Genomic DNA, 22421 nt, shown 5'->3' with positions numbered 1-22421 from the left:
AGGGGGGCAGAGGCCGGGGTGCCTCCTGCTGTGGTGTGGCTACAGTGTTCCCATGGCAGACAACACGACCATCCAGGTGTCACGCGAGGCCCGTGACCATCTCGCGCAGGTGGCCAAAGAGCGGGGGATGACTCTTGGGCAACTTGTGGAGCAGTTGGCCTCCGAGCAGCTCACAGCGGCCCAGATCGCCGAACGCGTGTCCGCCACCAGAAAGGTGCTCCGCGAGCGGATGGGCTGCACGCTGACGGACGAGGAGTTCGACGAGGGGCCGGACGTCTTGGCCAACATCTACGCAGTGGCCGCCGAGAAGATGCACAACCTGCGAGGCAAGGCCGCGTGATCATCCTCGACACCAGCGCTGTGGTCGCCCTGGTGCGGGGGCACCGTGCCCTCCACCTCCTCGCCGACAACGTCGCACACACGCCGGGGGACTGGCTGCACATCCCGGCGCTGTGCCTGATGTATGCCGAGTCCATGGAGAAGGGCGTCGCCGGTGACGTGCTCGCTCTGCCGGGTGTCATGGTCGACCCGCTGAACCAGACCGGTGCAGCGACGGTCGGGGCGATGTTCAGGGACGGCTGGGGTGGCCCCGACCTCTGCCACGCCCTCTATGTCGCGACACCGCACATGGAGACCGGCGGTATGTCCATCATCCTTACAGGCAACGAGAGCGGCTACCCTCCCGGCATCCTCACCGTCGACATCGACTCCCCCGGGATGCTCGGCTTCCACTGACGGGTCACCCATCGCCCTCGCGGAGGCGCTCACCCCGGCTGACCGCGACGCGCAGCACGTCCCCCAGCGACTCCAGGGCCCTCACCAACGCGAAATGCACGGCGCGTTCACCGGCCTTGGGGTCACGGAGTACGGCCTCGGCGCCGGCCAGGACCTGTTCGGCGGAGGCGAGCTGAGCTTGCTCGACGTCATCGGCGAGCCGTGAGAGGCGGCTGTCCGGGTCGTCGGTGCTGAGGTAGCAGGGCTTGCCGTCGGTGCCGGTCCAGGGGAGGAGCCTCATGCGGAGACCTCCACGGTGTCGAGGTACGGCCGTACGAGCGGCGACTCGCAGAGTTCAGCGATACGCAGGCGCACGGAAGTATCCCTTCTCAGGGCAGGGACTTGGGGTTTGACGAGCGGTGATTACCGTTCGTGCCCTCATGGTCACTGGTCGCACGTACGCTGCGGAAGGGGCCAGGTGTTGCCTGGCGCTCCAGGCAACGGTGAGGGGTGACGTGGGCGAAGTGGTTGACGGGGAGCGGGAATCGGGGCGGGCAGTGTTGGGACGAACCCTTCGGTTCCTGCGGGAGAAGGAGGGCAAGTCTCTGGGCCAGTTGGCCGACGAGACCGGGTACGACAAGAGCTACCTGAGCCGCCTGGAATCGGGAGAGCGGCTGTCCAAGATTGCGGTCATGGGGGACCTGGACAGCTATTACGGGTCCGGCGACCTATTGGTGGGCCTCTGGGCGTTGGCACGGCTCGACGCCTTCAAGAACAAGTACAAGAGGTTCATGGGGCTTGAGGCGACGGCCCGGGTCATGCACAAGTACACGCCGAACGTGCCTGGCCTGCTGCAGACCGAGGAATTCGCCCGTGAGGTGTTGTCTGACCCCCAGGCAACGGACCCTCAGGACACAGAGGCGATCGAGGAACAGGTGGCCGCCTGCCTGGGACGGCAACTCCTGCTGCGCAGGCCTCCAATGCCAAACGTCCGTTTCATCATCGACGAGTTGGCCTTCCGCCGTCCCTCCGCAAGCCCGGAGGTGTGGCGTGGCCAGTTGCAGCACATCGAGGACGCGGCTCAGTGGCCCAGCATCGCCATCCAGGTGCTGCCGTTCTCCGCCGGCATCCACCCCTTCATGGCAAAGGGGTCACTCACCCTGCTGTGGCAGGAGGACGGCAGTGCCGTGGCCTACACGGAAGGTGACAGCAGCGGTCTGTTGATGGACGATCCAGAGGACGTTCTGCACCACCGTTTGTCCTACGATCTGCTGCGGGATCTGGCGCTGTCCCCGTCGGACTCGCTGACGTTCATCAGGGACGTACTGGAGGAGCACAGATCATGAAGCTCAGCTGGCGTAAGTCCAGTTACAGCGACGGGGGCGACAACAACTGCCTGGAGGTCGCCGACGGACACCCCGGCGTCGTCCCCGTCCGCGACAGCAAACAGCCGGACGGCCCGATACTCGTGTTCGGCGAAAGCCCCTGGGCGTCGTTCCTCACGTACGTCACCGAGTAACTGTCAGGGCCGGGCCGGTCGCTTCGCCCACGACGGTTTCCAGACCTCCCCCTCCGTCAACCGCGGGCGCGTCGCCAGCAGGTGGTCGCGGAGGGCCGTCAGGCCGGGATGCGGATTGTCCGTGCGCCAGAGGAGGGAGTGCGGGTAGACCGGGGTCGGGTCGCACACGGGGACGAGGCGCAGGTCGTGGTCGGCCGGCCAGACGAGCGGGGTCCGCTCGCTGAGGAACGTCGCCAGGGTCGCGGAACCCGCGATGGTGTCGAGGAGGGCCTCGATGCCGAAGTTGGGGCCGATCGTGTCGATGGACGGGCCGAAGGTCTCGGCGAGTTCGTCGTAGTAGGCCGACCACTCCGTGCCGGGTGCGTTGCCCGGCATCCAGATCCGCTGCCCAGCCAGCTGCGCGGGTGTCACCGAGGCGGCGCGGGCGAACTCGTGGTCGGGGCCGACGCACAGCCGGAGCGGCTCGTCCAGGACGGGGACGGCCTCGATGCCGTCGGGGAGCCGGCGCCCGGGCATGGTGACCGCACGGAACGTGGCGTCGACGGACCCGTCCCGCACGGCGGCCACCGCCGTGTCCGCGTCGAAGAGCGTGACGACGTCCAGGGGAATCTCAGGATGCGCCCGGTGGAAGTCCCGTACCAGCCCCGCGGTGGCGGCCCTGCGACCCAGGACGTCCACCCGCAGCGCGCGTTCCCCGGGGCGCACGGCCGCCACCGCCCGCTCCTCCGCCTGGAGGAGGGCCCGGGCGTGCGGCAGGAGCACCTGCCCGTCGATGGTGAGCTCCGCTCCACGCGGCGTACGCACCAGCAGCCGCACCCCGAGGTCCTTCTCCAGCGCGGCGATGCGCTTGGAGACCGCCTGCTGGGTGAGCGACAGGTCCACGGCGGCCTTCTGGAACTGCCCGGCGTCGGCGATCGCGACAAAGGCCCGTACGGCTTTGAGGTCCACGGCGACAGCTTTCCATCTCATGCGCCGAGCACGCGGTGCAGCCCCGGCTCGGTGTCCGGAGCGCTGATCGAGCCGTAGCCGAAGCGCGTCGCCCCCCCCAGGGCCCCCGTCCGGGATCAGCCCCCCGGGGACCACCCGCCAGGATCACCCACCCGCAGCCAGCCGCCACCGCCGGCGCCGCAACGGCTCCACCGCCGCCAGCGCTCCCCCGAGCACCGCCCCCACCAGCACCACCGCCCACCGGTCGTGCGCCGCCGGCCACCGGTCGTCCTCCACCGGGACGAACAGCGCCCACCGGCCGGGCCAGAACAGCATGACCAGGACCGCCGAGGTCAGCAGGCCGGCCGCGACCCGCGGGCCGGGCCGCGGCGTCTCGCTGCAGCGCACCGTGACCGCCGCACCGGCCACCGCCAGGGCGAACGCCGCCCCGGCCTCCAGCGTGATGTCGGCGACCGGCGGCCGCAGGTCCGGCGGCACGAGGAGCAGGGCCAGGACCCACCAGGCCGCCGTGGCCGGGACGGCGAGGGCCACCCGCAGCGCGACCCGGACGGGGCGCGGGGTCGGCACGGTGGCCGTGGTGTGCCGGGCCGGGTCGTCCAGGAGGAACACCAGGCCCATCGCGAAGGCCAGGACCGCGGCCCGCAGCAGGTGCAGGGAGAGGCGTTCGCCCGTCTCGCCGGTCATCCGGGGGAGCGCGGCGAGCAGCAACCCCGCGCCGCCGGCCGTGCCGACCACGCCCAGGGGCAGGGTCCGGCAGACGGGGAGGACCAACTCCCGTGTCAGTCGAGGCACTTGTCGTCCCCATCGGGCGCACGCACACCCAGCAGCCGCGCCGCCCGGGCCGCCGTCACCTTCGGCGCGGTCAGCTCGGCCCAGTGGGACTTCACCCGCGCGGTGACCTCGCCCCGGGGCCGGTCGAACAGCTCGCGCAGCACCTCCGTCTGAGCGGCCGTCATGTACATCCCGTCCGTCGGCTGGAGCACGAAGGCCGAGCCGGTCACGCTGTCGTCGAGGCGGACGCGGCGCAGCGCCGCCATCGGGTCGGACTCCCAGCCCAGGGCCAGCCACATGACGGTGACCATGCGGCCGTCGCACATCGAGGTCGACGCCTTCTCGTCCCCCGCGACCAGCACGCCGGCCACGGCGGCGGAGAACTCGGGGACGCGGTTCCCGCCCCACTGCGTGCCCACGGTCACCTCGTGCGGCCGCTCCAGAGGCATCAGCGCACCGTCGCCGGAGAGCCCGTAACGGGCCTCGACCCGCTGCCGTACGACGACGTCCTGCTCCTGCGCGCCGCCCCCGGCCAGGGACCGCACCCGGTCCACGACCCCGGCCCAGTCCGCGACCCGCGGCCCCCACTCGGGGAACGCGCAGTACGTCGACCCGTCCCGCCGGACACAGGACTGCACCTGCTCCGGGTGCACGGTGGCCCGCTCCCGGGCTCGCGCCAGCCCGGCGGAGTCGCCGCCGGCCTGGGCCACTCCGCCCACCAGCGTCATGGCCACCGCCCCGGCGACCCCGGCCACCACCACCGGCTTACGGCCACCGGCGACCAGCACCGCCACCAGGCCCGCGCACAGCGCCAGCCCGGCCAGATACAGCGCGTGCCAGGCGGCGGGCCGGCCCAGCAGGTCGGACGGCAGCGTGTTGGAGGTCGACTCGCCGACCACCGGCACGAGCCACCGGGTCACGCCGTCGCCAGCGCCCGTGCCGAAGAGGAACAGGAACAGGAAGAACACGACCGTCAGCGGGGCGGCGAGCGCCGACCTCACCAGCTGGGCCATGAGCAGCCCGGCCAACCCGGACAGCAGCACGGTCAGCGGCCCCACGAGCAGTTCGGCCACCGAACCGTGCCCGATCGCCCCGGGCCTGAGCGCCTCCCAGCCGAACTGCGCGGCCACGCACCCGGCGGTGAGCAGGGCCACGGCCACGACCGACAGCGCATGGGCGGCCGTACGCCGCCACGGCGGGAGGACCAGCACCGCGAAGTGCTGCTCCGTCCCGTGCCGCCACGAGCGCAGCGCGGCGCGGTTGACGGCCAGCAGCACCGCGAGACCGACCAGCATCGGCGCGCTCTGGGTGGCCCGGTCGGCGTCCTGGAGGGCCGGGTAGCCGCCCCAGGCCTTCCCGCTGCGCCACACGGTCCAGCCCAGGTACACGAGGAAGGCGATGACCACCGGCAGTCTCGTCAGCAGCCGGCGCGTCTCGAACAGGGCCAGCGCGAACACGGCGGCCCGGGCCCCGCCCGCCTCGGTCTCCACGGCGGGCCGGACCGGCTGCTCCACCACCGCGGTCATGCCGCCACCTCCACGGCGTCACCGTCGAGGGTGAGCAGGTAGCCGTCCTCCAGGGTGGGTTCGAGCAGCTCCGCCCCGTCCGGCGGATCCCCCACGTTCCGGAAGGACCCGGTCCCCGTACGCCACCCCGCCCTGGCGCCCGGATCGCGCTCCGTGCTGCTCCACACCCGCCCCGCGGCCCGCGCCGTCAGCTCGGCCGGAGTGCCCTCGAACCGGACCCGGCCGCCGGCCATGACCAGCACCCGGTGACAGAGCATCGCCACGTCCTCGGTCTGGTGGGTGGAGAGCAGCACCGTGCGCCCCTCCCCGGCCCCCGCGATCAGCTCCCGGAACCGCATGCGCTGTTCGGGGTCCAGCCCGACGGTGGGCTCGTCCAGCACCAGGAAGCCGGGATCACCGACCAGGGCGGCCCCCAGGGCGACCCGCTGCCGCATCCCGCCGGAGAGTTTGCGGATCCGCTTGCCCCGTACGTCGGCCAGCCCCACCTCGTCGAGCACCCGCCGCACCTCGCGGTGCCGGGCTGCCCGGTCGGTCATCTCCTTGAGGATCGCCACGTAGTCGACGAACTCGAAGGCGGTGAAGTCCGGGTGGAACCCCGGCGTCTGCGGCAGATAGCCCAGCCGGCGCCGTACCTCCTGCCTGCCCCGCGCGGTGCCCGGGTCGTGCCCGAGCACGGTGAAGGCACCCCGGTCGGCGGGCAGGGCCGTGGCGAGGACCCGCAGCAGCGTGGTCTTGCCCGCGCCGTTGGGGCCGAGCAGCCCGGTGACGCCGCCGGTCAGCCGCAGCGACACGTCGTCGAGGGCCCGGGTGCCGCCGTAGCGGAGGCTGAGCCCGGAGGCGGACACGGTCGGAGTCATACGGCACGTCCCTGGAAGAGATCGAAGCGGTCACGGAGGAGGAAGAGCAGCCCGGCGGCGAGCGCGGCGACCAGGGCCGCCACGCCCTGCCCGGCGACGGTGAACGGCGCGAGCGGCAGCCCGGGGTCCGCCCGCAGGGCGTCGGCCAGCACCAGCAGCCCGACCCACGCCCCGCCGACCAGCGACGGCGCGAGCACCGGACCCAGCCGGGGCGTCAGCGCCAGCCCGGTCGCGGTGAGCGCGAGCGCGGGCAGCAACCAGGCCAGCGCATGCAGCCCGTACGCGGGCAGCGCGAGCGTCGCGAGCCCGTTCAGCCCCAGCACCACGCCCAGCACGGCCACCGTCCGGATCATCAGCAGCCGGAACCCGTGCATCGGCGCGACGACGGCCATCTCGTACGCCGGATCCAGCGCGGGCCCGTACGACAGCGCCACCCCCGCCAGCGGCAGCAGCGGCGCGAGCGCGAGGAACAGCGTGGGGAACTCCCCGCCCCGCACGGCGTGCCCCGCCCCGACGCTCAGCAGCAGCACGGCGACGACGGCCCCCAGCCACGACCGCCGCAGCACCGGCGCCGCCGCCAGCAGCCGCGCGGTGTGCCCGGCGACCCCGGCCCGCACCAACAGCGACTCCAGCACCCCTGCCCGGGGCGCGTCGAGCTCGGCGTCGAGCCGCTCCCACCCCGCGTCGAGCGCGACCGGATCACTCACCTCGGCGAGCACGCCCCGGCACGCGGCACAGGCGCCCAGGTGCGTGTCGGCGGACCACAGAGCCGGTGCCGCCAGCTCGCCGCGCGCGTAGGCGCGCAGATCCTCTTCAGGCACATGCCAGCTCATGCCAACGCCTCCCGCAACTGCTTGCGGGCCCGCATCGCCCGCGTCTTGACCGTCCCCGGCGGAATCCCCAGCAGCACGGCCGCCTCCCGGGTCGAGAGCCCGTCGATGACGGTCGCCTGCAACACCGCCCGCAGCTCCGGCGACAGCCGGACCAGCGCGCCCGCGAGGTCCCCGTGCTCCACCCCCGCGAGCACGCGCTCCTCCGCCGACACCTCGTCCCGGTGCCTGAGCCGCGCCAGCGCCTGCCGCAGCCGCCCCCGGGCCCCGTCACCCCGCAGCGCGTCCACCAGCCGCCGCGACCCGATGCGCCACAGCCACCCGGCCACATCGCCCTCCTCCCGGTAGCGGGCCTTGCCCCGCCACACCGCGAGGAACGTCTCCTGTACGACGTCGTCGACGACACCCGCGTCGGCGCACCGGCCCCGCAGCCGGGCACGGAGCCACGGCGCGTACCGCCGGTACAGCTCCTCGAAGGCCCGCCGGTCGGCGTCCGCGGCAACGGCCCGCAGCAGCTCCCCGTCGCTTCTCGTTTCGCTCACGTCTCCTCATCGGACGACCCCGTTCGACCGGTTCACGAAAGCACGCCCGACTTTCCGCCGGCACCGGACGCACCCCCGCGAGCCGCCCCCCGCTATCCCACACGTCATGTCTCCGTAACCATCGATTCAGACGAGCTTGCGAGGCTCGGCCAATGACTCCCGCCGTGCCAGAGCCTTCACCGCCCCAAGAGGGGCCTGGGGGGAACGGGAACACTCATGTGACGCCCCCGCTCCCGCCCGCGCTCTCCGACGCGCCCGTGATGCTCGCGGCGCGGAAGAATGGGGCCATGAGCCAGCCGAACACCCAGGCACAGGTCCAGCACGCGCAGCCCTCCGTGGGCTCCATAGCAGCCCACCGCCCTCACACCATCGCGGCGGCCGTCTCCGACCTCGAACCCGACATCGACGCGGACCTCGACGCGTACGAGGAGTCGCAGGTCGACGGCGTCCAGCTGCCCCAGGGACGTTTCCTCGACCGGGAGCGCAGCTGGCTCGCGTTCAACGAGCGCGTTCTCGAACTCGCCGAGGACCCGAACACGCCGCTGCTGGAGCGGGCCAACTTCCTCGCGATCTTCGCCAGCAACCTGGACGAGTTCTTCATGGTCCGGGTGGCCGGCCTGAAGCGCCGCATCGCCACCGGCGTGGCCACCCGCTCCGCCTCCGGCCTCCAGCCCCGCGAGGTGCTGGAGATGATCTGGGCCCGCTCCCGGGAGCTCATGGCCCGGCACGCCGCCTGCTACCACGAGGACGTCGCCCCCGCACTCGCGGAGGAGGGCATCCACCTGGTCCGCTGGAGCGAGCTCCAGGAGAAGGAGCAGGCCCGCCTGTTCACCCTGTTCCGGCACCAGATCTTCCCCGTCCTGACGCCCCTGGCGGTCGACCCGGCGCACCCCTTCCCGTACATCTCCGGCCTGTCCCTGAACCTGGCCGTCGTCGTACGGAACCCGGTCACGGGCCACAAGCACTTCGCCCGCGTGAAGGTGCCGCCGCTGCTGTCGAGGTTCCTGGAGAGCTCCCCGGGCCGCTACGTCCCCATCGAGGACGTCATCGCCGCCCACCTGGAGGAGCTGTTCCCGGGGATGGAGGTGCTGGAGCACCACGCCTTCCGCCTGACCCGGAACGAGGACCTCGAGGTCGAGGAGGACGACGCCGAGAACCTGCTCCAGGCCCTGGAGAAGGAGCTCATGCGGCGCCGCTTCGGGCCGCCGGTGCGCCTGGAGGTCGAGGAGTCCATCGACCGCGAGGTCCTGGACCTGCTGGTGCGCGAGCTGAAGATCAGCGAGGCCGAGGTGTACCCGCTGCCGGGCCCGCTGGACCTCACGGGCCTGTTCCGGATCGCCTCCCTCGACCGGCCCGAGCTGAAGTACCGCAAGTTCGTCGCCGGCACCCACCGCGACCTCGCCGAGGTCGAGTCGGCGTCCGCGCCGGACATCTTCGCCGCGCTGCGCGAGCGGGACGTCCTGCTGCACCACCCGTACGACTCGTTCTCCACCTCCGTCCAGGCCTTCCTGGAGCAGGCGGCCGGCGACCCGGACGTCCTCGCGATCAAGCAGACCCTGTACCGGACCTCGGGCGACTCCCCCATAGTCGACGCCCTCATCGAGGCCGCCGAGACCGGCAAGCAGGTCCTCGTGCTGGTCGAGATCAAGGCCCGCTTCGACGAGCACGCCAACATCAAGTGGGCGCGCAAGCTGGAGGAGGCCGGCTGCCACGTGGTCTACGGCCTGGTCGGCCTGAAGACCCACTGCAAGCTGTCGCTGGTGGTCCGCCAGGAGGGCGAGACGCTCCGCCGCTACAGCCACGTCGGCACCGGCAACTACCACCCGAAGACGGCCCGCCTCTACGAGGACCTCGGCCTGCTCACGGCCGACCCGCAGGTCGGCGCGGACCTCTCGGACCTCTTCAACCGCCTCTCCGGCTACTCGCGCCGAGAGACCTACCGCCGTCTGCTCGTCGCCCCCAAGTCGCTGCGCGACGGCCTGGTCTCGCGGATCACCAAGGAGATCCAGCACCACCGCGCCGGGCGGCCCGCGTACGTCCGGATCAAGGTCAACTCGATGGTCGACGAGGCCGTCATCGACGCCTGCTACCGCGCGGCCCAGGCGGGCGTGCCGGTGGACGTCTGGGTGCGCGGCATCTGCGCGCTGCGCCCGGGCGTGGCGGGCCTGTCGGAGAACATCCGGGTCCGCTCCATCCTCGGCCGCTTCCTGGAGCACTCACGGGTGTTCGCCTTCGGCAACGGCGGCGAGCCCGAGGTGTGGTTCGGCAGCGCCGACATGATGCACCGCAATCTCGACCGCCGGATAGAGGCCCTGGTCCGGGTCACCGACCCGGCGCACCGGGCGGCCCTGAACCGGCTGCTGGAGACCGGCATGTCCGACGCCACCGCCTCCTGGCACCTCGGCCCGGACGGCGACTGGACCCGGCATGCGACCGACGCGGACGGCCAGCCCCTGCGCAACGTCCAGGAGATGCTCATAGACGCCCGGAGGCGCCGGCGTGGCACAGCGACACCTTGACCCGACGGACCCCCTGGCCGGGCCCTCCCCCACCGGGGACACCCTCGCGGGCTACCTGCGGGCCCAGGCCACGGAGTTCCTCCGCGCGCTGCGCCTGCACCGGGAGACCGGCTCCGGGGCGAACGGCGCGGAGGGGCCCGTCGAGGCGGCCCGCGCGCTACGCCGCTCGGCCCGCCGCATCAGCGCCACCCTGCACACGTTCCAGTCCCTCCTCGACACGGACTGGTGCGAGGGCATGCGCCCGGAACTGGCCTGGGTGTCCGGCACGCTGGCCATGGAACACGCGTACACGGCCCGCCTGGAACGCCTGTTGAACGCCTTGCACCGCTTGTCGGGTTCGACAGCGCTCCCGTCCCAGACCGCCGACTCGGCTGCGGGCGGTCGTGCCGCCGGGGCGGCACCCGTCCCCAGGACAGCGGCACCCCGAGACGCCGGGCTGCGGACCCCCCCGACCAGCACCACAGAACGCGGCAACCTCACAGTCGGCGCAGCAAAGGCAGGCGCCCTGCTCGACCGCCAACTGACACTGGCCCGCACCCGAGCCCACTCCACCGCCCTGCAAGCCATGGGCTCCAGCCGCTTCCACGCCATCGCGGACAAGGTCGCCGTCCTGGCCAGCGAGGTCCCCCTGACCCCAGCCGCGGCCACCGCGGACCTCCGCCCCCTGGCCACCGCCGCGAAGGACCGCCTCACCGACGCCGTAGCCGCCCTCCCCCTCATCACCGCGGGCCATCCGTACAACGCCGCCGCCCTCATCCACGGCCTGTCCCCGGACACGGTCCCGCACCCGCAGGACGCCCCCTGGCACCAGGTCCGCCTGCTCCTGCGCCTGCACCGCTACGCCCGCGAAGCCGTCAGCGGACCCAAGGGCAACGCCGTCGTCGACCTGCGCCTGCTCTCCGCCGGCCAGGCCCTGAACCGCCACCGTGACGCCTCGGAGGCGGCGGCAGCGGCGGCCCAGGCGGCCCGTACCCCACGGATCGCCCCGGCCACTGCATACGCCCTCGGCGTCCTCCACGCCGACCAGCGGCACGAGGTGGAGGCGGCACGTTTCGCCTTCCAGCAGGCCTGGCAGAAGGAGGCGGAGGCGGTGAGCACCCGGTGAGCTCCGGCTCCCCCGAGGACACCACCGTCCAGGCGGCCGGCTGTGTCCTGTGGCGCCGCTCCCCCGTCACCGGCGGGCTGGAGCTCTGCCTCGTGCACCGGCCGAAATACGACGACTGGTCCTGGCCGAAGGGCAAGCTGAAGCGGGACGAGGAGCCGCTTGCCGGCGCCCTGCGCGAGGTGGCCGAGGAGACGGGCTGCCGGGCCGAGCCGGGCGCCGAGCTGCCCACCCAGCGCTACCTGGCGAACGGCCGCCCCAAGCAGGTCCGCTACTGGGCGGCCGAGGCGAGGTCCTGCGCGTTCGCCCCGACGGACGAGGTGGACCGGGTGCTGTGGCTGACACCTGTCGCCGCCCGCGCCCGCCTGACCCAGCCCCACGACCGCCCCTTGGTCGACGCGCTGCTCGCCGTGCTGAACCGGTCAGAACCGGCCACAACCGGCCGGGAGAGCGGACCGAACCGGCCGGAAGCGGACTGAACCCCTCAGCTTCGGAAAGCGGAACCCTCACGTGCTCTCCCCGTAAGCATTCCGTGACCTAACCACACCGTCGGCAGGGGTTCACCCGTCGTTCATGTCTGGCCATCGGCGCCTTCACCTGATCTGCCTAATTTCGGCCGTACCAGATAGCGAGCCGCGCCTGCCGTGCGCGGCCTCGTCCAGCGTCACCAGACTTCGCACGCCGCCGATTCAGGACGGCGGCTCCTGGAAGGAACTCAAGTGAAGCTTCAGCGCATGAACCGGCGGGCCCTCGCTCTCGGTGCTCTCGCCGTCTCCGGCGCCCTGGCCCTCACGGCGTGCGGCTCCGACGAGACCGGCAACCCGGGCGGAGGCTCCTCCAACGCCGCCGCCCCGAGCAACATCAAGTGTGACGACGCCTCGGGCCAGGTGCTCGCCGACGGCTCCTCCGCGCAGAAGAACGCGGTCGACGCGTGGGTCAAGCAGTTCTCGGCGGCCTGCAAGGTGGAGATCAACTACAAGGCCGGCGGTTCCGGTGCGGGTGTCACCGCGTTCACGCAGGGCCAGGTCCCCTGGGCCGGTTCGGACTCGGCGCTGAAGCCCGAAGAGGTCGAGGCCTCCAAGAAGATCTGCTCCGGCGGCCAGGGCATCGACCTGCCGATGGTCGGCGGCCCGATCGCCGTGGGCTACAACGTCCCGGGCGTCGACAAGCTCGTCCTGGACTCGTCGACGATCGCCAAGATCTTCGACAGCAAGATCACCAACTGGAACGACCCGGCGATCGCGAAGCTGAACCCCGACGCGAAGCTGCCCAACCTCAAGATCCAGGCGTTCCACCGCTCGGACGAGTCCGGCACCACGGACAACTTCACCAAGTACCTGATCGCCACCGCCAAGAAGGACTTCCCCTACGAGGGCGGCAAGGCCTGGCAGGCCAAGGGCGGCCAGTCCGCTCCGCAGTCCTCCGGGGTCGCCGCGCAGGTCAAGCAGACCGCCGGCGCGATCGGCTACTTCGAGCTGTCGTACGCCAAGGACGGAATCAAGACCGTCGCCATCGACACCGGCGCCGCCAAGCCGGTCGAGGCGACCGTCGAGAACGCCACCAAGGCGATCGCGGAGGCCAAGGTCGTCGGCACCGGCAAGGACCTCGCCCTGAAGCTGAACTACGGGACCAAGGCCGACGGCGCCTACCCGATGGTCCTGGTGACGTACGAGATCGTCTGCGACAAGGGCAACAAGGCCGAGACCCTGCCCGCGGTCAAGGCGTTCCTGCGCTACGCGGCCTCGGAGGACGGCCAGAAGATCCTCGCCGAGAACGACTACGCGCCCATGCCCGAGGAGATCATCGGCAAGGTTCGCACGACCGTCGAGAGCCTGAGCTGACCTGAGTGCGGTCCGGATCTCCCCGCGGGAGACCGGACCGCACCGTCCGGTGCACCGCCGCCAAGGGCCGCACAGCACGTGCGGTTCCGCAGACCGGAGAACCCGATGGACACAACACAGATAGCTGACGCACCTCCCCCCACGCAGCCGCCCACGGCCGAGCAGAAGCGCGCGGCCCGTGGCGCCACCCGACCCGGAGACCGGATCTTCCTCGGTCTGTCCCGTGGCTCGGGCATTCTGCTGCTGCTGATCATGGCCGCGATCGCGGGCTTCCTCACCTACCGTGCCGTCCTCGCCATCAGCAAGGACGACGGCAACTTCCTGACCACCTTCGAGTGGAACACCGGTGTCAACCCGCCGGTCTTCGGCATCGCGGTCCTGGCCTACGGCACGATCGTCTCCTCGATCATCGCCATGGTCATCGCGGTCCCGGTCTCGGTCGCCATCGCGCTGTTCCTCACTCACTACGCCCCGCGCCGGCTGCGCGGCCCCATCGCCTATGTGATCGACCTGCTGGCCGCCGTGCCGTCCATCGTCTACGGCCTGTGGGGCGCCCTGGTCCTCGTCCCGCACATGAACGGCCTCTTCGGCTGGCTGAACGACTACCTCGGCTGGACCGGCATCTTCTCCTGGCAGGGCGGCGCCGCGCGCTCCATGCTCACCGTGGGCATCCTGCTCGCGATCATGATCCTGCCGATCATCACCAACGTGAGCCGCGAGGTCTTCCGCCAGGTCCCGCAGATGCACGAGGAGGCGGCCCTGGCGCTCGGCGCCACGCGCTGGGAGGTCATCCGCATGGCGGTGATCCCCTTCGGCCGCTCCGGCGTCATCTCGGCCTCGATGCTCGGCCTCGGCCGCGCCCTCGGCGAGACGATGGCCGTCGCCACCGTGCTCTCGCCCGACTTCCTGATCCACACCAGCCTGCTCGACCCGGGCGGCGGCACCTTCGCCCAGAACATCGCCAGCAAGTTCAGCGAGGCCACCGAGTTCGGCCGTGACGCGCTGATCGCCTCCGGTCTGGTCCTGTTCGTCATCACCCTGCTGGTCAACGGCGCGGCCCGCGCGATCATCGCCCGCCGCAAGGAGTACTCGGGGGCCAACGCATGAGCACCACATCCTCCCTCGCCCCCAAGCGGCCCAGTACCCTGCGCGGCGGCCACCTGCCCAAGTGGGCTCCGTGGGCCATCGCCGCCGGATCCGTCGCCCTCGGACTCGGCATCAGCGCCGCCGCCGGCCTGCACAGCAGCGTCCAGTGGGCGCTGATCGCCGCGATCCTGCACGTCCTCGGTACGTACGTCATCGCGGCCCGGGTCGAGAACCGCCGCCAGGCCAAGGACCGCGTGGTCACCTCGCTGGTGTGGGTCGCTTTCCTGCTCGCCGTGGTGCCGCTGGCCTCGCTGGTGTGGTCGACCGTCCAACGCGGCGTGAAGGTCCTCGACGTCTACTTCCTGACCCACTCGATGGGTGTGGTCGCCGACTCGGAGACGGGCGGCGGCATCTACCACGCCATTCTCGGCACGCTGGAGCAGGTCGGCCTCGCCACGCTGATCGCCGCGCCGATCGGCGTGCTCACCGCGATCTACCTGGTGGAGTACGGGCGCGGCAACCTCGCCCGGGCCGTCACCTTCTTCGTCGACGTCATGACCGGCATCCCGTCGATCGTCGCCGGCCTGTTCATCCTCAGCCTCATGCTGATGTTCGACATGGAGCCCTTCGGCTTCGCCGGGTCACTCGCCCTCGCGATCCTGATGATGCCGGTCGTCGTCCGCTCCACGGAGGAGATGCTCAAGCTCGTCCCGAACGAGCTGCGCGAAGCCTCTCTCGCGCTCGGCGTGCCCAAGTGGCGCACCATCCTGAAGGTGGTCCTGCCGACGTCGATCGGCGGCATCACCACCGGCATCATGCTGGCCATCGCCCGCATCGCCGGTGAGACCGCGCCCGTGCTGCTGCTCGTCTTCGGCAGCAAGTTCATCAACGCCAACCCCTTCGAGGGCGCGCAGGCGTCGCTCCCGCTGTACATCTACCAGCAGTACGGATCGGGCGAGGTCACGGCGTACGACCGCGCCTGGGCGGCGTCCCTCACCCTGATCGCCTTCGTGATGATCCTGAACCTGGTGGCCCGCGGGATCGCCCGCTGGAAGGCCCCGAAGACCGGTCGCTGACGCGGCCACAGCGACTGATCTGACTGTCTGGAAGTGAAGTAATCATGGCCAAGCGAATCGACGTGAGCGGACTGACCGCCTACTACGGCTCCCACAAGGCGATCGAGGACATCTCGATGACCGTCGAGCCGCGCTCGGTGACGGCGTTCATCGGCCCGTCCGGCTGCGGCAAGTCGACGTTCCTGCGCACGCTGAACCGGATGCACGAGGTGACCTCGGGCGGCCGGGTCGAGGGCAAGGTGCTCCTGGACGACGAGGACCTCTACGGCACGGGCATCGACCCGGTGTCCGTGCGCCGCGAGGTCGGCATGGTGTTCCAGCGGCCGAACCCGTTCCCCACCATGTCGATCTTCGACAACGTGGCGGCGGGGCTGCGGCTGAACGGCAACTACAACAAGAGCGAGCTCTCCGACATCGTCGAGCGGTCGCTCAAGGGCGCCAACCTCTGGAACGAGGTCAAGGACCGCCTGAACAAGCCCGGCTCCGGCCTCTCCGGCGGTCAGCAGCAGCGGCTGTGCATCGCGCGGGCGATCGCGGTCGAGCCGAACGTCCTGCTCATGGACGAGCCCTGCTCCGCCCTCGACCCGATCTCCACCCTCGCCATCGAGGACCTGATCGGTGAGCTGAAGGAGCGCTTCACGATCGTCATCGTGACGCACAACATGCAGCAGGCGGCGCGGGTCTCCGACCGCACGGCGTTCTTCAACCTGTCGGCGGTGGGCCAGCCCGGCAAGCTCATAGAGATCGACGACACGGAGCGCATCTTCTCCAACCCGTCGGTCCAGGCCACGGAGGACTACATCTCCGGCCGCTTCGGCTGAGCCACCCTCGCCGAGACCCCTCGCGGTGCTGCATGGCGGTGCCATCGCGAGGCCGAAAAGGGCCCGCCCCTACTCCCAGGGGCGGGCCCGTTCGCGTACGCGGTGGTTCTGCTCCGGCTACAGAAACGCCAGACTGACGATCCCGTACGACGCCGCGGCCACCAGCGCGGCGGCCGGCATCGTGATGAACCACCCCAGGATGATGTTCTTGGCGACGCCCCACCGCACGGCGTTCACCCGCTTCGTCGCCCCGACGCCCATGATCGCCGAAGTGATGACGTGCGTCGTGGAGATCGGCGCCTTGAACAGGAACGCCGTGGCGAACATGATCGACGCCCCCGTCGTCTCCGCCGCGAAGCCCTGCGGCGGATCCAGCTCGATGATCTTCCGCCCCAGCGTCCGCATGATCCGCCACCCGCCGGCGTACGTCCCCAGCGACAGCATCACCGCACAGGCGATCTTCACCCACACCGGGATCGGGTCGCCGTAGTCCTCGACATCGGCGATGACGAGCGCCATCACCACGATGCCCATCGTCTTCTGCGCGTCCTGGAGACCGTGCCCCAGCGCCATCCCGGCCGCCGAGACGGTCTGGGCTATCCGGAAACCGCGCTTGGCCTTGTGCGGGTTGGCCTTGCGGAAGATCCACATGATCGCGGTCATCACCAGGTAACCGGCCAGCAGGCCGACCACCGGGGAGATGAACATGGGGATGACGACCTTCTCCAGCACCCCGTGCCAGTAGACCGTCGTCCCACCGGCGAGCGCGGCCCCCACCATGCCGCCGAACAGCGCGTGCGAGGAGGAAGAGGGCAGCCCGAAGTACCAGGTGATGAGGTTCCAGACGATCGCACCCACCAGCGCGGCGAAGAGGATCCCCATCCCCTTCGACCCCACGGGCGTCTGGATCAGTCCCTCGCTGACGGTCTTGGCGACCCCGGATCCCATGAACGCACCGGCGAGGTTCATCACCGCGGCCATGGCCAGCGCGGCCTTCGGCGTCAGCGCCCGCGTCGACACGGACGTGGCGATCGCGTTCGCCGAGTCGTGGAAGCCGTTGGTGTACGTGAAGAACAGCGCGACCGCGATGGTCACGACCAGAGCAAAGGTGTCCATGAAGGGCTCAGGACTCCTTGACGGCGATGGTCTCCACCGTGTTCGCCACGTGCTCGAACGCGTCCGCCGCTTCCTCCAGCACGTCCACGATCTGCTTGAGCTTGAGGACCTCGATGGCGTCGTACTTGCCGTTGAAGAGGTGCGCGAGCAGCTTGCGGTGGATCTGGTCGGCCTGGTTCTCCAGCCGGTTGACCTCGATCCAGTACTCGGTGAGGTTCTCCATCGTCCGCAGGTGCGGCATCGCTTCGGCCGTCAGTTCGGCAGCGCGCGCCAGTACCTCGATCTGCTGGTCGACGCCCTTGGGCAGTTCCTCGACGTTGTAGAGGACGACCAGGTCGACGGCCTCCTCCATGAAGTCCATGATGTCGTCGAGGGACGAGGCGAGGGAGTAGATGTCCTCGCGGTCGAAGGGCGTGATGAACGAGGAGTTCAGCTGGTGGAAGATCGCGTGCGTGGCGTCGTCACCTGCGTGTTCCGCTGCCCGCATACGCTCTGCGATCTCGGCCCGGGCGGAAGCGTCCGCCCCGAGCAGTTCCATCAGGAGTTTCGAGCCCGTGACGATGTTGTCCGCGGACGCGGCGAACATGTCGTAGAAGCTCGTCTCCCTGGGGGTCAGACGAAATCGCACGTGGGGTCCTCGGCTTGCTTCGGTTTCGGTCAGGCTGATGCTAGGCGCATCATCCGGCCACGGCTATCGGGCCGCCCACCAGTGTCGCCCATCAGGCACAGTGATGAGCACGGGGGCGGTCCAAGGGCCGTATACCCAGCAAAGTTCGATACCATATACCCACTAGGGGTATATGTCGGCTCACTGCTCACCAGGAGGACGCGATGACGGACGTGACCGACGTCACGGATGCCGGGGATGTCGCGGATGTCACCGCCGGAGCGGATGTCACCGCCGACGCGGACGTCGTGACCGACCACGACCGGGGCGTGCACGGCTACCACAAGCAGAAGGACGAACACCTCAAGCGCCTGCGCCGGATCGAGGGCCAGATCCGCGGCCTGCAGCGCATGGTCGACGAGGACGTCTACTGCATCGACATACTCACGCAGGTCTCCGCCTCCACCAAGGCCCTGCAGTCCTTCGCCCTCCAGCTGCTGGAGGAGCATCTGCGGCACTGCGTCGCCGACGCGGCCCTCAAGGGCGGTGACGAGATCGACGCGAAGGTCAAGGAGGCGACCCAGGCGATCGCGCGCATGCTGCGGACCTGAGCCCGCCTCAGTCCCGGGAGGAGTCGCGCTCCTCGGCCACTTTCAGCACCTCGTCGATGCTCTCCAGGCTGAGCCGCTCCTCGTGGGCGGCCGAGGCCGCGATGATCAGCTCTCCGCACAGCTCGATCTCGGCGAGGGCCACGTGGTCCTGAACTGCCGTACCGCCGACCGGAGCCACGTGCATCACCTCATCTCTGCCGTTACCGACTTCCTAGAGTAGGGAGCGGCCTACACACCGCGCATGGCACGGACGGGCTAGTTCGCGCCGGTCACTCCTCGGCGATCTTGCCCGCGTAGATGTCGTCGGTGTCCGGCAGTCGTACGCGCACCGAGGCCCCGAAATCGTAGAGCAACGTGGTCGAGGCGACGGCCACGGGGCTCTTCTGCCCGCCCACGAAGCTGAACCGGTGCCGGACCTTGCGGATCCGTCCCTCGTCGTCGAGGTAGACGTCGAACGGCACTTCGGCCGTGGCGAACCCTTTCGCCGCCGCGCTCAGGGGCGCCTTGTTGCCGCCGGAGGCCTTCTTCGCGGCAGCGCCGAGATCCGCCGTGCCCCGGTAGTGGCGCACCCCGGTGCCCGCGACCTCGGTCCGGCCCACGAACGTCGCCGACCGCGTCCCGCGCAGCACCTCGGCCGCCGCGAACGGATCGGTGGCCCCGCCGGTGACGAGGTTGCCGTCGGGCAGGGTCCGCGTGTCCACCCGCACCCACTTGTCCGGGGGCACACCGGCGCCCCGGTTCTTCATGAAGAGCGCTCCCGGCGCGAGCAGTTCGGTGATGGGCCGGCGCTCGGTGGCCCCCGCGGGGTCCTGCGGCAGCAGCACCTTCAGCCGCCCCATCCGCTTCCGGTAGTCGTAGACCCCCGCGCCCCGGATGGTCACCCGCGTCCCGCCGGTCGCCATCTCCATCGACGTACGGGCCTTCGAACTCCCCGCCTCCGCCAGCCGGTCCGCGGCCCGGTGCAGCACGACGACCGCGTCCCCGCCGCGGGCATCGCCGGCCACCGCGTCACCGCCGGCGCACCCTCCGGCCCCCAGCCCCACCCCGGCCACGACGACGGCCGCGACGACCGCCGCGCCCGTCCGCCTGTGCCGCCGTTCCCGCTGCCGCCCAGTCATCGCCTGCCTACCCCCAGCCGGTACGTCCGTCACGGGCCCCCTTGTTGTTCCGGTTAACGACCGGTATGTGAGCCCGTCACGCGAGCCCGCGGGAGTCGGTATACGAAGCCTTTACCCGCGCTGGGTAACGTGGTCGCCGTGGCGCAGCAGGACGGGCTGGAACCTCCCCCCAACCTCCCGGAACACCGCACGACGACACAGGACAAGGGCCGCTTCTGCATGGCCCACTGCACCTGCGGCTGGCGCGGGCCGGCCAGAAGGGCGAGAAGCATGGCGCGCACGGACGCGGAGAACCACCGGGTCGGCTGACCCGGTCGTCTCACCGGGGCGACGGGGTCCGCATGGAACCCTCACCCTCGCCACCCCGTCTCCCACGACGGAACCACCGGGAGGCCCCATGGAACGGCGTACATTCCTCGCAGTCGGCACGGCGGGCATCGCCGCGACCGCAACCCCGCTCACCGCCGCCTGCACGACACCGGACACCCGCTCCAGGACCACGGCCACCGCCAGAACCAGCGCCACGAAAACCACCGCCGCCAACTGGTCCGCCCTCGCGCGCGACCTCGACGGCCCCCTCGTCCGCCCGGGCGACGCCGACTGGAAGACGGCCCGGCAGCTCTACAACACCCGTTTCGACACCCTCAAGCCCGCCGCGGTCGCGTACGTGTCCCACCCGGACGACATCCGCACCGCCCTGGCCTACGCCCGCAGCCACGCCCTGCGCGTGGCGATCCGCAACGGCGGCCACTCCTACGCCGGCTGGTCCTCCGGCGACGGGCGCCTGATCATCGACGTCTCCAAACTCAACCGCGTCCGGGCCTCCGGCAACACCGCGGTGATCGGCGCCGGCGCCAAACTCATCGACGTCTACCGCGCGCTCGCCGCGAAGGGCGTGACGATCCCCGCCGGCTCCTGCCCCACCGTCGGCGTCTCCGGCCTCACCCTCGGCGGCGGACACGGCGTGGTCTCCCGCGCCTACGGCCTGACCTGCGACAGCCTCACCCAGGCCACCCTGATCACCGCGGACGGCAAGCAGCTCACCGCGGGCGCCCGCGAGCACAAGGACCTCTTCTGGGCCCTGCGCGGCGCAGGGAACGGCAACTTCGGCGTCGTGACGGAACTGCACTTCACGACCCACCCGGCCCCGCAGGGCGTCTCGGCGTACCTGTCCTGGCCGGGGTCGAAGGCGGCCGCGGTGGTGAAGGCCTGGCAGGAGTGGGGCCCCGCGCAGCCGGACGAGATCTGGTCGTCCCTCCACCTGGCGAACGCCGCCGGCGGCAACCCGACCGTCTCCGTCGCGGCCTTCTCCCTCGGCACCTACGGCGAGCTCCAGAACGCGGTCGACCGCCTCGCCGACCGCGTCGGCGCATCGGCGAGCAGCGTCTCCCTGCGGCGCCGCTCGTACGAGGAGTCGATGGAGGTGTACGCCGGCTGCTCCTCGTTCCCGACGGACGCCCAGTGCCATCTGCCCGGCTCGACCCCGGGCCGTTCCCCGAAGGGCGCGCTGGGCCGCGAGACGTACGCCGCGGCGTCCGACTTCTTCGACCGCTCCCTCTCGGCGGCCGGTATCCGCACGCTGCTGTCCCAGATCAGGTCGGTACGCGGTGGCACGGGCAGCATCGCCCTCACGGCCCTCGGCGGAGCGGTGAACCGTGTCTCCCCGACGTCCACGGCCTTCGTCCACCGCCGCTCCCGGATGCTGGCCCAGTACATCGCCGCCTGGCGCCCGGGCACGACGGGCGCCACGGCCCGGGACTGGCTGGCCTCCGCCCACAAGTCCATGCGCCCGTACGCCTCAGGCGCGGCCTACCAGAACTACACGGACCCGACCCTCACCAACTGGCGCGAGGCGTACTACGGCGACGCGGCGGCCCGCCTGAAGAAACTGAAGAAGCAATACGACCCCACGCGCTTCTTCACGTACCCGCAGGCGCTCTGACCTAGCTGCGGGCAGTCGGGCGGCCGGGTGGGCGTTGGGGGTCCCCCCTGCTCGAGCGAAGCCGAGAGCCCCGGGGAGGCACCCCGCTCCCGCACAACCGCCGAGAACTACGCAGCGAGGTCCCGCTCGGACGCCCCGGCCCCGGCCCGCTCACTCCGCGTCCCAGGAACCACCGTGTCCGACCCGTCACCGACGCCCCCGCGCCCACGAGCCCGCACCAGCCACCCCACCCGAGGCGACCGCTCGATCGCCCGCGTGACGGGCGTCAACAGCGCCATCGCCACCGGGGACAACAGCAGTGCCACAGCCGTCCCCAGCGCGAACCCACCCACGACGTCCGTCGGGTAGTGCACACCCATGTAGACGCGAATGAACCCGCCGAACACGGCCAGCACCAATGCGACCAGCCCGAACTTCCGGTTCGCCACGAACAGTCCGACCGCCATCGCCATGACGATCGTCGCGTGGTCGCTCACGAACGAGTAGTCGGTCTTGCCGGCGACGAGCACCTCGAGCCCTTGATGGTCGAGGAACGGCCGGGGCCGCTCCACGAACCCCCGTATCGGCACGTTGACCAGCACGGCGATACCCGCCGCGAGCGGCGCCCAGACCAGCGCCGCGACGGAGGACGCCGCGTCCTCCTCGCCCCGGCGCCGCACGGACCACCAGCACCAGAGCACGAGCAGGACGATGGCGAACAACAACCCGTACTCGCCGACGAACTCCATGACCCGGTCGAACCACGGCGGCGCGTCCTTGGCCAGGCCATTGATGTCATAGAGCAGGTCGACGTCGGGGTTCGACCCGGATTCGGCGAGTCCAGCCATGATGCTGCGGCCCCTTCGTCGTCTCTCCCGGCGCACCTGAGTGTGCGC

26 protein-coding genes are annotated in these 22421 nt (G+C 70.9%); 14 read left to right on the top strand and 12 right to left on the bottom strand.

Going from position 1 to position 22421, the window contains the following annotated elements:
- Window positions 1–52 precede the first annotated feature (52 nt).
- Entirely contained in the window at window positions 53–340 is a 288-nt protein-coding gene (locus SCNRRL3882_RS21920) for a hypothetical protein (protein ID WP_029180929.1), read from the top strand.
- Entirely contained in the window at window positions 337–735 is a 399-nt protein-coding gene (locus tag SCNRRL3882_RS21915; RefSeq protein ID WP_010036245.1) for a hypothetical protein, read from the top strand. Before SCNRRL3882_RS21920 ends, SCNRRL3882_RS21915 begins: the two co-directional genes overlap by 4 nt.
- 4 nt (window positions 736–739) lie before the next feature.
- On the opposite strand, the gene SCNRRL3882_RS21910 is transcribed toward SCNRRL3882_RS21915, so the two are convergent.
- Window positions 740–1015 carry a hypothetical protein gene (locus SCNRRL3882_RS21910; RefSeq protein ID WP_010036246.1) on the bottom strand — a complete coding sequence of 92 codons (276 nt, stop codon included), beginning with the start codon at window positions 1013–1015 and terminating at the stop codon, window positions 740–742.
- A gap of 214 nt (window positions 1016–1229) precedes the next feature.
- Between SCNRRL3882_RS21910 and SCNRRL3882_RS21905 the strand changes: the two genes are divergently transcribed.
- On the top strand, window positions 1230–2060 hold the full coding sequence (locus SCNRRL3882_RS21905) for a helix-turn-helix domain-containing protein (protein ID WP_102515021.1): 831 nt from the start codon (window positions 1230–1232) through the stop codon (window positions 2058–2060).
- Window positions 2057–2233, top strand: a complete 177-nt coding sequence (locus tag SCNRRL3882_RS21900) for a DUF397 domain-containing protein (protein WP_010036249.1) — start codon at window positions 2057–2059, stop codon at window positions 2231–2233. The genes SCNRRL3882_RS21905 and SCNRRL3882_RS21900 overlap by 4 nt, the downstream gene beginning before the upstream one ends.
- Before the next feature lie 3 nt (window positions 2234–2236).
- Here the strand turns inward: SCNRRL3882_RS21900 and SCNRRL3882_RS21895 are convergent, their stop codons facing one another.
- The 6 genes from SCNRRL3882_RS21895 to SCNRRL3882_RS21870 all read right to left on the bottom strand — a co-directional run bounded on the left by SCNRRL3882_RS21895 (window position 2237) and on the right by SCNRRL3882_RS21870 (window position 7707).
- Window positions 2237–3181, bottom strand: a complete 945-nt coding sequence (locus SCNRRL3882_RS21895) for a LysR family transcriptional regulator (RefSeq protein ID WP_010036251.1) — start codon at window positions 3179–3181, stop codon at window positions 2237–2239.
- Between the two features lie 144 nt (window positions 3182–3325).
- Window positions 3326–3973: an ABC transporter gene (locus SCNRRL3882_RS21890; protein WP_158688392.1), complete on the bottom strand. Its 648-nt coding sequence runs from the start codon at window positions 3971–3973 to the stop codon at window positions 3326–3328.
- Window positions 3961–5478 (bottom strand): hypothetical protein, encoded by a 1518-nt coding sequence (locus SCNRRL3882_RS21885; protein WP_010036256.1) that lies wholly within the window; start codon window positions 5476–5478, stop codon window positions 3961–3963. Before SCNRRL3882_RS21885 ends, SCNRRL3882_RS21890 begins: the two co-directional genes overlap by 13 nt.
- On the bottom strand, window positions 5475–6335 hold the full coding sequence (locus SCNRRL3882_RS21880; RefSeq protein ID WP_010036258.1) for an ABC transporter ATP-binding protein: 861 nt from the start codon (window positions 6333–6335) through the stop codon (window positions 5475–5477). The genes SCNRRL3882_RS21885 and SCNRRL3882_RS21880 overlap by 4 nt, the downstream gene beginning before the upstream one ends.
- Entirely contained in the window at window positions 6332–7168 is an 837-nt protein-coding gene (locus tag SCNRRL3882_RS21875) for a hypothetical protein (RefSeq protein WP_010036260.1), read from the bottom strand. The genes SCNRRL3882_RS21880 and SCNRRL3882_RS21875 overlap by 4 nt, the downstream gene beginning before the upstream one ends.
- Entirely contained in the window at window positions 7165–7707 is a 543-nt protein-coding gene (locus SCNRRL3882_RS21870) for an RNA polymerase sigma factor (RefSeq protein ID WP_010036262.1), read from the bottom strand. Before SCNRRL3882_RS21870 ends, SCNRRL3882_RS21875 begins: the two co-directional genes overlap by 4 nt.
- 152 nt (window positions 7708–7859) lie before the next feature.
- Between SCNRRL3882_RS21870 and SCNRRL3882_RS21865 the strand changes: the two genes are divergently transcribed.
- The 7 genes from SCNRRL3882_RS21865 to pstB all read left to right on the top strand — a co-directional run bounded on the left by SCNRRL3882_RS21865 (window position 7860) and on the right by pstB (window position 16152).
- Window positions 7860–10226: an RNA degradosome polyphosphate kinase gene (locus tag SCNRRL3882_RS21865; RefSeq protein ID WP_086012479.1), complete on the top strand. Its 2367-nt coding sequence runs from the start codon at window positions 7860–7862 to the stop codon at window positions 10224–10226.
- Window positions 10207–11331: a CHAD domain-containing protein gene (locus SCNRRL3882_RS21860; RefSeq protein WP_010036273.1), complete on the top strand. Its 1125-nt coding sequence runs from the start codon at window positions 10207–10209 to the stop codon at window positions 11329–11331. The genes SCNRRL3882_RS21865 and SCNRRL3882_RS21860 overlap by 20 nt, the downstream gene beginning before the upstream one ends.
- A complete protein-coding gene (locus SCNRRL3882_RS21855; protein WP_010036274.1) occupies window positions 11328–11807 on the top strand; it encodes an NUDIX hydrolase in 480 nt (159 codons plus the stop codon). Before SCNRRL3882_RS21860 ends, SCNRRL3882_RS21855 begins: the two co-directional genes overlap by 4 nt.
- 240 nt (window positions 11808–12047) lie before the next feature.
- Window positions 12048–13169 (top strand): phosphate ABC transporter substrate-binding protein PstS, encoded by a 1122-nt coding sequence (pstS, locus tag SCNRRL3882_RS21850; protein ID WP_010036280.1) that lies wholly within the window; start codon window positions 12048–12050, stop codon window positions 13167–13169.
- Window positions 13170–13274: 105 nt separating this feature from the next.
- Window positions 13275–14276 (top strand): phosphate ABC transporter permease subunit PstC, encoded by a 1002-nt coding sequence (gene pstC / locus SCNRRL3882_RS21845; protein ID WP_010036281.1) that lies wholly within the window; start codon window positions 13275–13277, stop codon window positions 14274–14276.
- Window positions 14273–15331, top strand: coding sequence for a phosphate ABC transporter permease PstA (gene pstA, locus SCNRRL3882_RS21840; protein ID WP_010036283.1), 1059 nt, complete (start codon window positions 14273–14275; stop codon window positions 15329–15331). The genes pstC and pstA overlap by 4 nt, the downstream gene beginning before the upstream one ends.
- Window positions 15332–15375: 44 nt before the next feature.
- Window positions 15376–16152 carry a phosphate ABC transporter ATP-binding protein PstB gene (gene pstB / locus SCNRRL3882_RS21835; RefSeq protein ID WP_010036285.1) on the top strand — a complete coding sequence of 259 codons (777 nt, stop codon included), beginning with the start codon at window positions 15376–15378 and terminating at the stop codon, window positions 16150–16152.
- 117 nt (window positions 16153–16269) lie between these two features.
- Here pstB and SCNRRL3882_RS21830 read toward each other — a convergent pair whose 3' ends face one another.
- Complete coding sequence (locus SCNRRL3882_RS21830; RefSeq protein WP_010036287.1) at window positions 16270–17268, bottom strand: inorganic phosphate transporter; 999 nt, start codon at window positions 17266–17268, stop codon at window positions 16270–16272.
- 7 nt (window positions 17269–17275) lie between these two features.
- Entirely contained in the window at window positions 17276–17896 is a 621-nt protein-coding gene (locus tag SCNRRL3882_RS21825; protein WP_010036288.1) for a DUF47 domain-containing protein, read from the bottom strand.
- 203 nt (window positions 17897–18099) lie between these two features.
- Here SCNRRL3882_RS21825 and SCNRRL3882_RS21820 point away from each other — a divergent pair, with 203 nt between their 5' ends.
- Window positions 18100–18486, top strand: a complete 387-nt coding sequence (locus tag SCNRRL3882_RS21820; protein WP_029180932.1) for a metal-sensitive transcriptional regulator — start codon at window positions 18100–18102, stop codon at window positions 18484–18486.
- 7 nt (window positions 18487–18493) lie between these two features.
- Here the strand turns inward: SCNRRL3882_RS21820 and SCNRRL3882_RS40990 are convergent, their stop codons facing one another.
- Window positions 18494–18664: a hypothetical protein gene (locus SCNRRL3882_RS40990; RefSeq protein ID WP_162501108.1), complete on the bottom strand. Its 171-nt coding sequence runs from the start codon at window positions 18662–18664 to the stop codon at window positions 18494–18496.
- Window positions 18665–18755: 91 nt separating this feature from the next.
- The gene (locus tag SCNRRL3882_RS21815) at window positions 18756–19604 is read right to left on the bottom strand and encodes a hypothetical protein (RefSeq protein ID WP_010036292.1); all 849 of its coding nucleotides are present in this window, start codon (window positions 19602–19604) and stop codon (window positions 18756–18758) included.
- 138 nt (window positions 19605–19742) lie between these two features.
- On the opposite strand from SCNRRL3882_RS21815, the gene SCNRRL3882_RS21810 reads away from it, so the two are divergent.
- On the top strand, window positions 19743–19913 hold the full coding sequence (locus SCNRRL3882_RS21810; protein WP_158688393.1) for a hypothetical protein: 171 nt from the start codon (window positions 19743–19745) through the stop codon (window positions 19911–19913).
- Between the two features lie 88 nt (window positions 19914–20001).
- On the top strand, window positions 20002–21546 hold the full coding sequence (locus tag SCNRRL3882_RS21805; protein WP_010036293.1) for an FAD-binding oxidoreductase: 1545 nt from the start codon (window positions 20002–20004) through the stop codon (window positions 21544–21546).
- Window positions 21547–21653: 107 nt separating this feature from the next.
- Here SCNRRL3882_RS21805 and SCNRRL3882_RS21800 read toward each other — a convergent pair whose 3' ends face one another.
- Window positions 21654–22373: a phosphatase PAP2 family protein gene (locus SCNRRL3882_RS21800; RefSeq protein ID WP_010036294.1), complete on the bottom strand. Its 720-nt coding sequence runs from the start codon at window positions 22371–22373 to the stop codon at window positions 21654–21656.
- Window positions 22374–22421: the final 48 nt, after the last annotated feature.

The organism is Streptomyces chartreusis NRRL 3882, assembly GCF_900236475.1.
GTDB classification, from domain to species: Bacteria; Actinomycetota; Actinomycetes; order Streptomycetales; family Streptomycetaceae; genus Streptomyces; species Streptomyces chartreusis_D.
The sequence above is the reverse complement of the archived record's forward strand: the minus strand, read 5'-3'. Positions and strand labels throughout refer to the sequence as shown.

Excerpts from the sequence above, each read along its gene's own strand:
- SCNRRL3882_RS21920 (WP_029180929.1), top strand. The coding sequence starts at position 53 with ATGGCAGACAACACGACCATCCAGGTGTCACGCGAGGCCCGTGACCAT.
- SCNRRL3882_RS21910 (WP_010036246.1), bottom strand. The coding sequence starts at position 1,015 with ATGAGGCTCCTCCCCTGGACCGGCACCGACGGCAAGCCCTGCTACCTC.
- SCNRRL3882_RS21900 (WP_010036249.1), top strand. The coding sequence starts at position 2,057 with ATGAAGCTCAGCTGGCGTAAGTCCAGTTACAGCGACGGGGGCGACAAC.
- SCNRRL3882_RS21885 (WP_010036256.1), bottom strand. The coding sequence starts at position 5,478 with ATGACCGCGGTGGTGGAGCAGCCGGTCCGGCCCGCCGTGGAGACCGAG.
- SCNRRL3882_RS21880 (WP_010036258.1), bottom strand. The coding sequence starts at position 6,335 with ATGACTCCGACCGTGTCCGCCTCCGGGCTCAGCCTCCGCTACGGCGGC.
- SCNRRL3882_RS21875 (WP_010036260.1), bottom strand. The coding sequence starts at position 7,168 with ATGAGCTGGCATGTGCCTGAAGAGGATCTGCGCGCCTACGCGCGCGGC.
- SCNRRL3882_RS21865 (WP_086012479.1), top strand. The coding sequence starts at position 7,860 with ATGACTCCCGCCGTGCCAGAGCCTTCACCGCCCCAAGAGGGGCCTGGG.
- pstC (WP_010036281.1), top strand. The coding sequence starts at position 13,275 with ATGGACACAACACAGATAGCTGACGCACCTCCCCCCACGCAGCCGCCC.
- pstA (WP_010036283.1), top strand. The coding sequence starts at position 14,273 with ATGAGCACCACATCCTCCCTCGCCCCCAAGCGGCCCAGTACCCTGCGC.
- pstB (WP_010036285.1), top strand. The coding sequence starts at position 15,376 with ATGGCCAAGCGAATCGACGTGAGCGGACTGACCGCCTACTACGGCTCC.
- SCNRRL3882_RS21830 (WP_010036287.1), bottom strand. The coding sequence starts at position 17,268 with ATGGACACCTTTGCTCTGGTCGTGACCATCGCGGTCGCGCTGTTCTTC.
- SCNRRL3882_RS21820 (WP_029180932.1), top strand. The coding sequence starts at position 18,100 with ATGACGGACGTGACCGACGTCACGGATGCCGGGGATGTCGCGGATGTC.
- SCNRRL3882_RS21815 (WP_010036292.1), bottom strand. The coding sequence starts at position 19,604 with ATGACTGGGCGGCAGCGGGAACGGCGGCACAGGCGGACGGGCGCGGCG.
- SCNRRL3882_RS21805 (WP_010036293.1), top strand. The coding sequence starts at position 20,002 with ATGGAACGGCGTACATTCCTCGCAGTCGGCACGGCGGGCATCGCCGCG.
- SCNRRL3882_RS21800 (WP_010036294.1), bottom strand. The coding sequence starts at position 22,373 with ATGGCTGGACTCGCCGAATCCGGGTCGAACCCCGACGTCGACCTGCTC.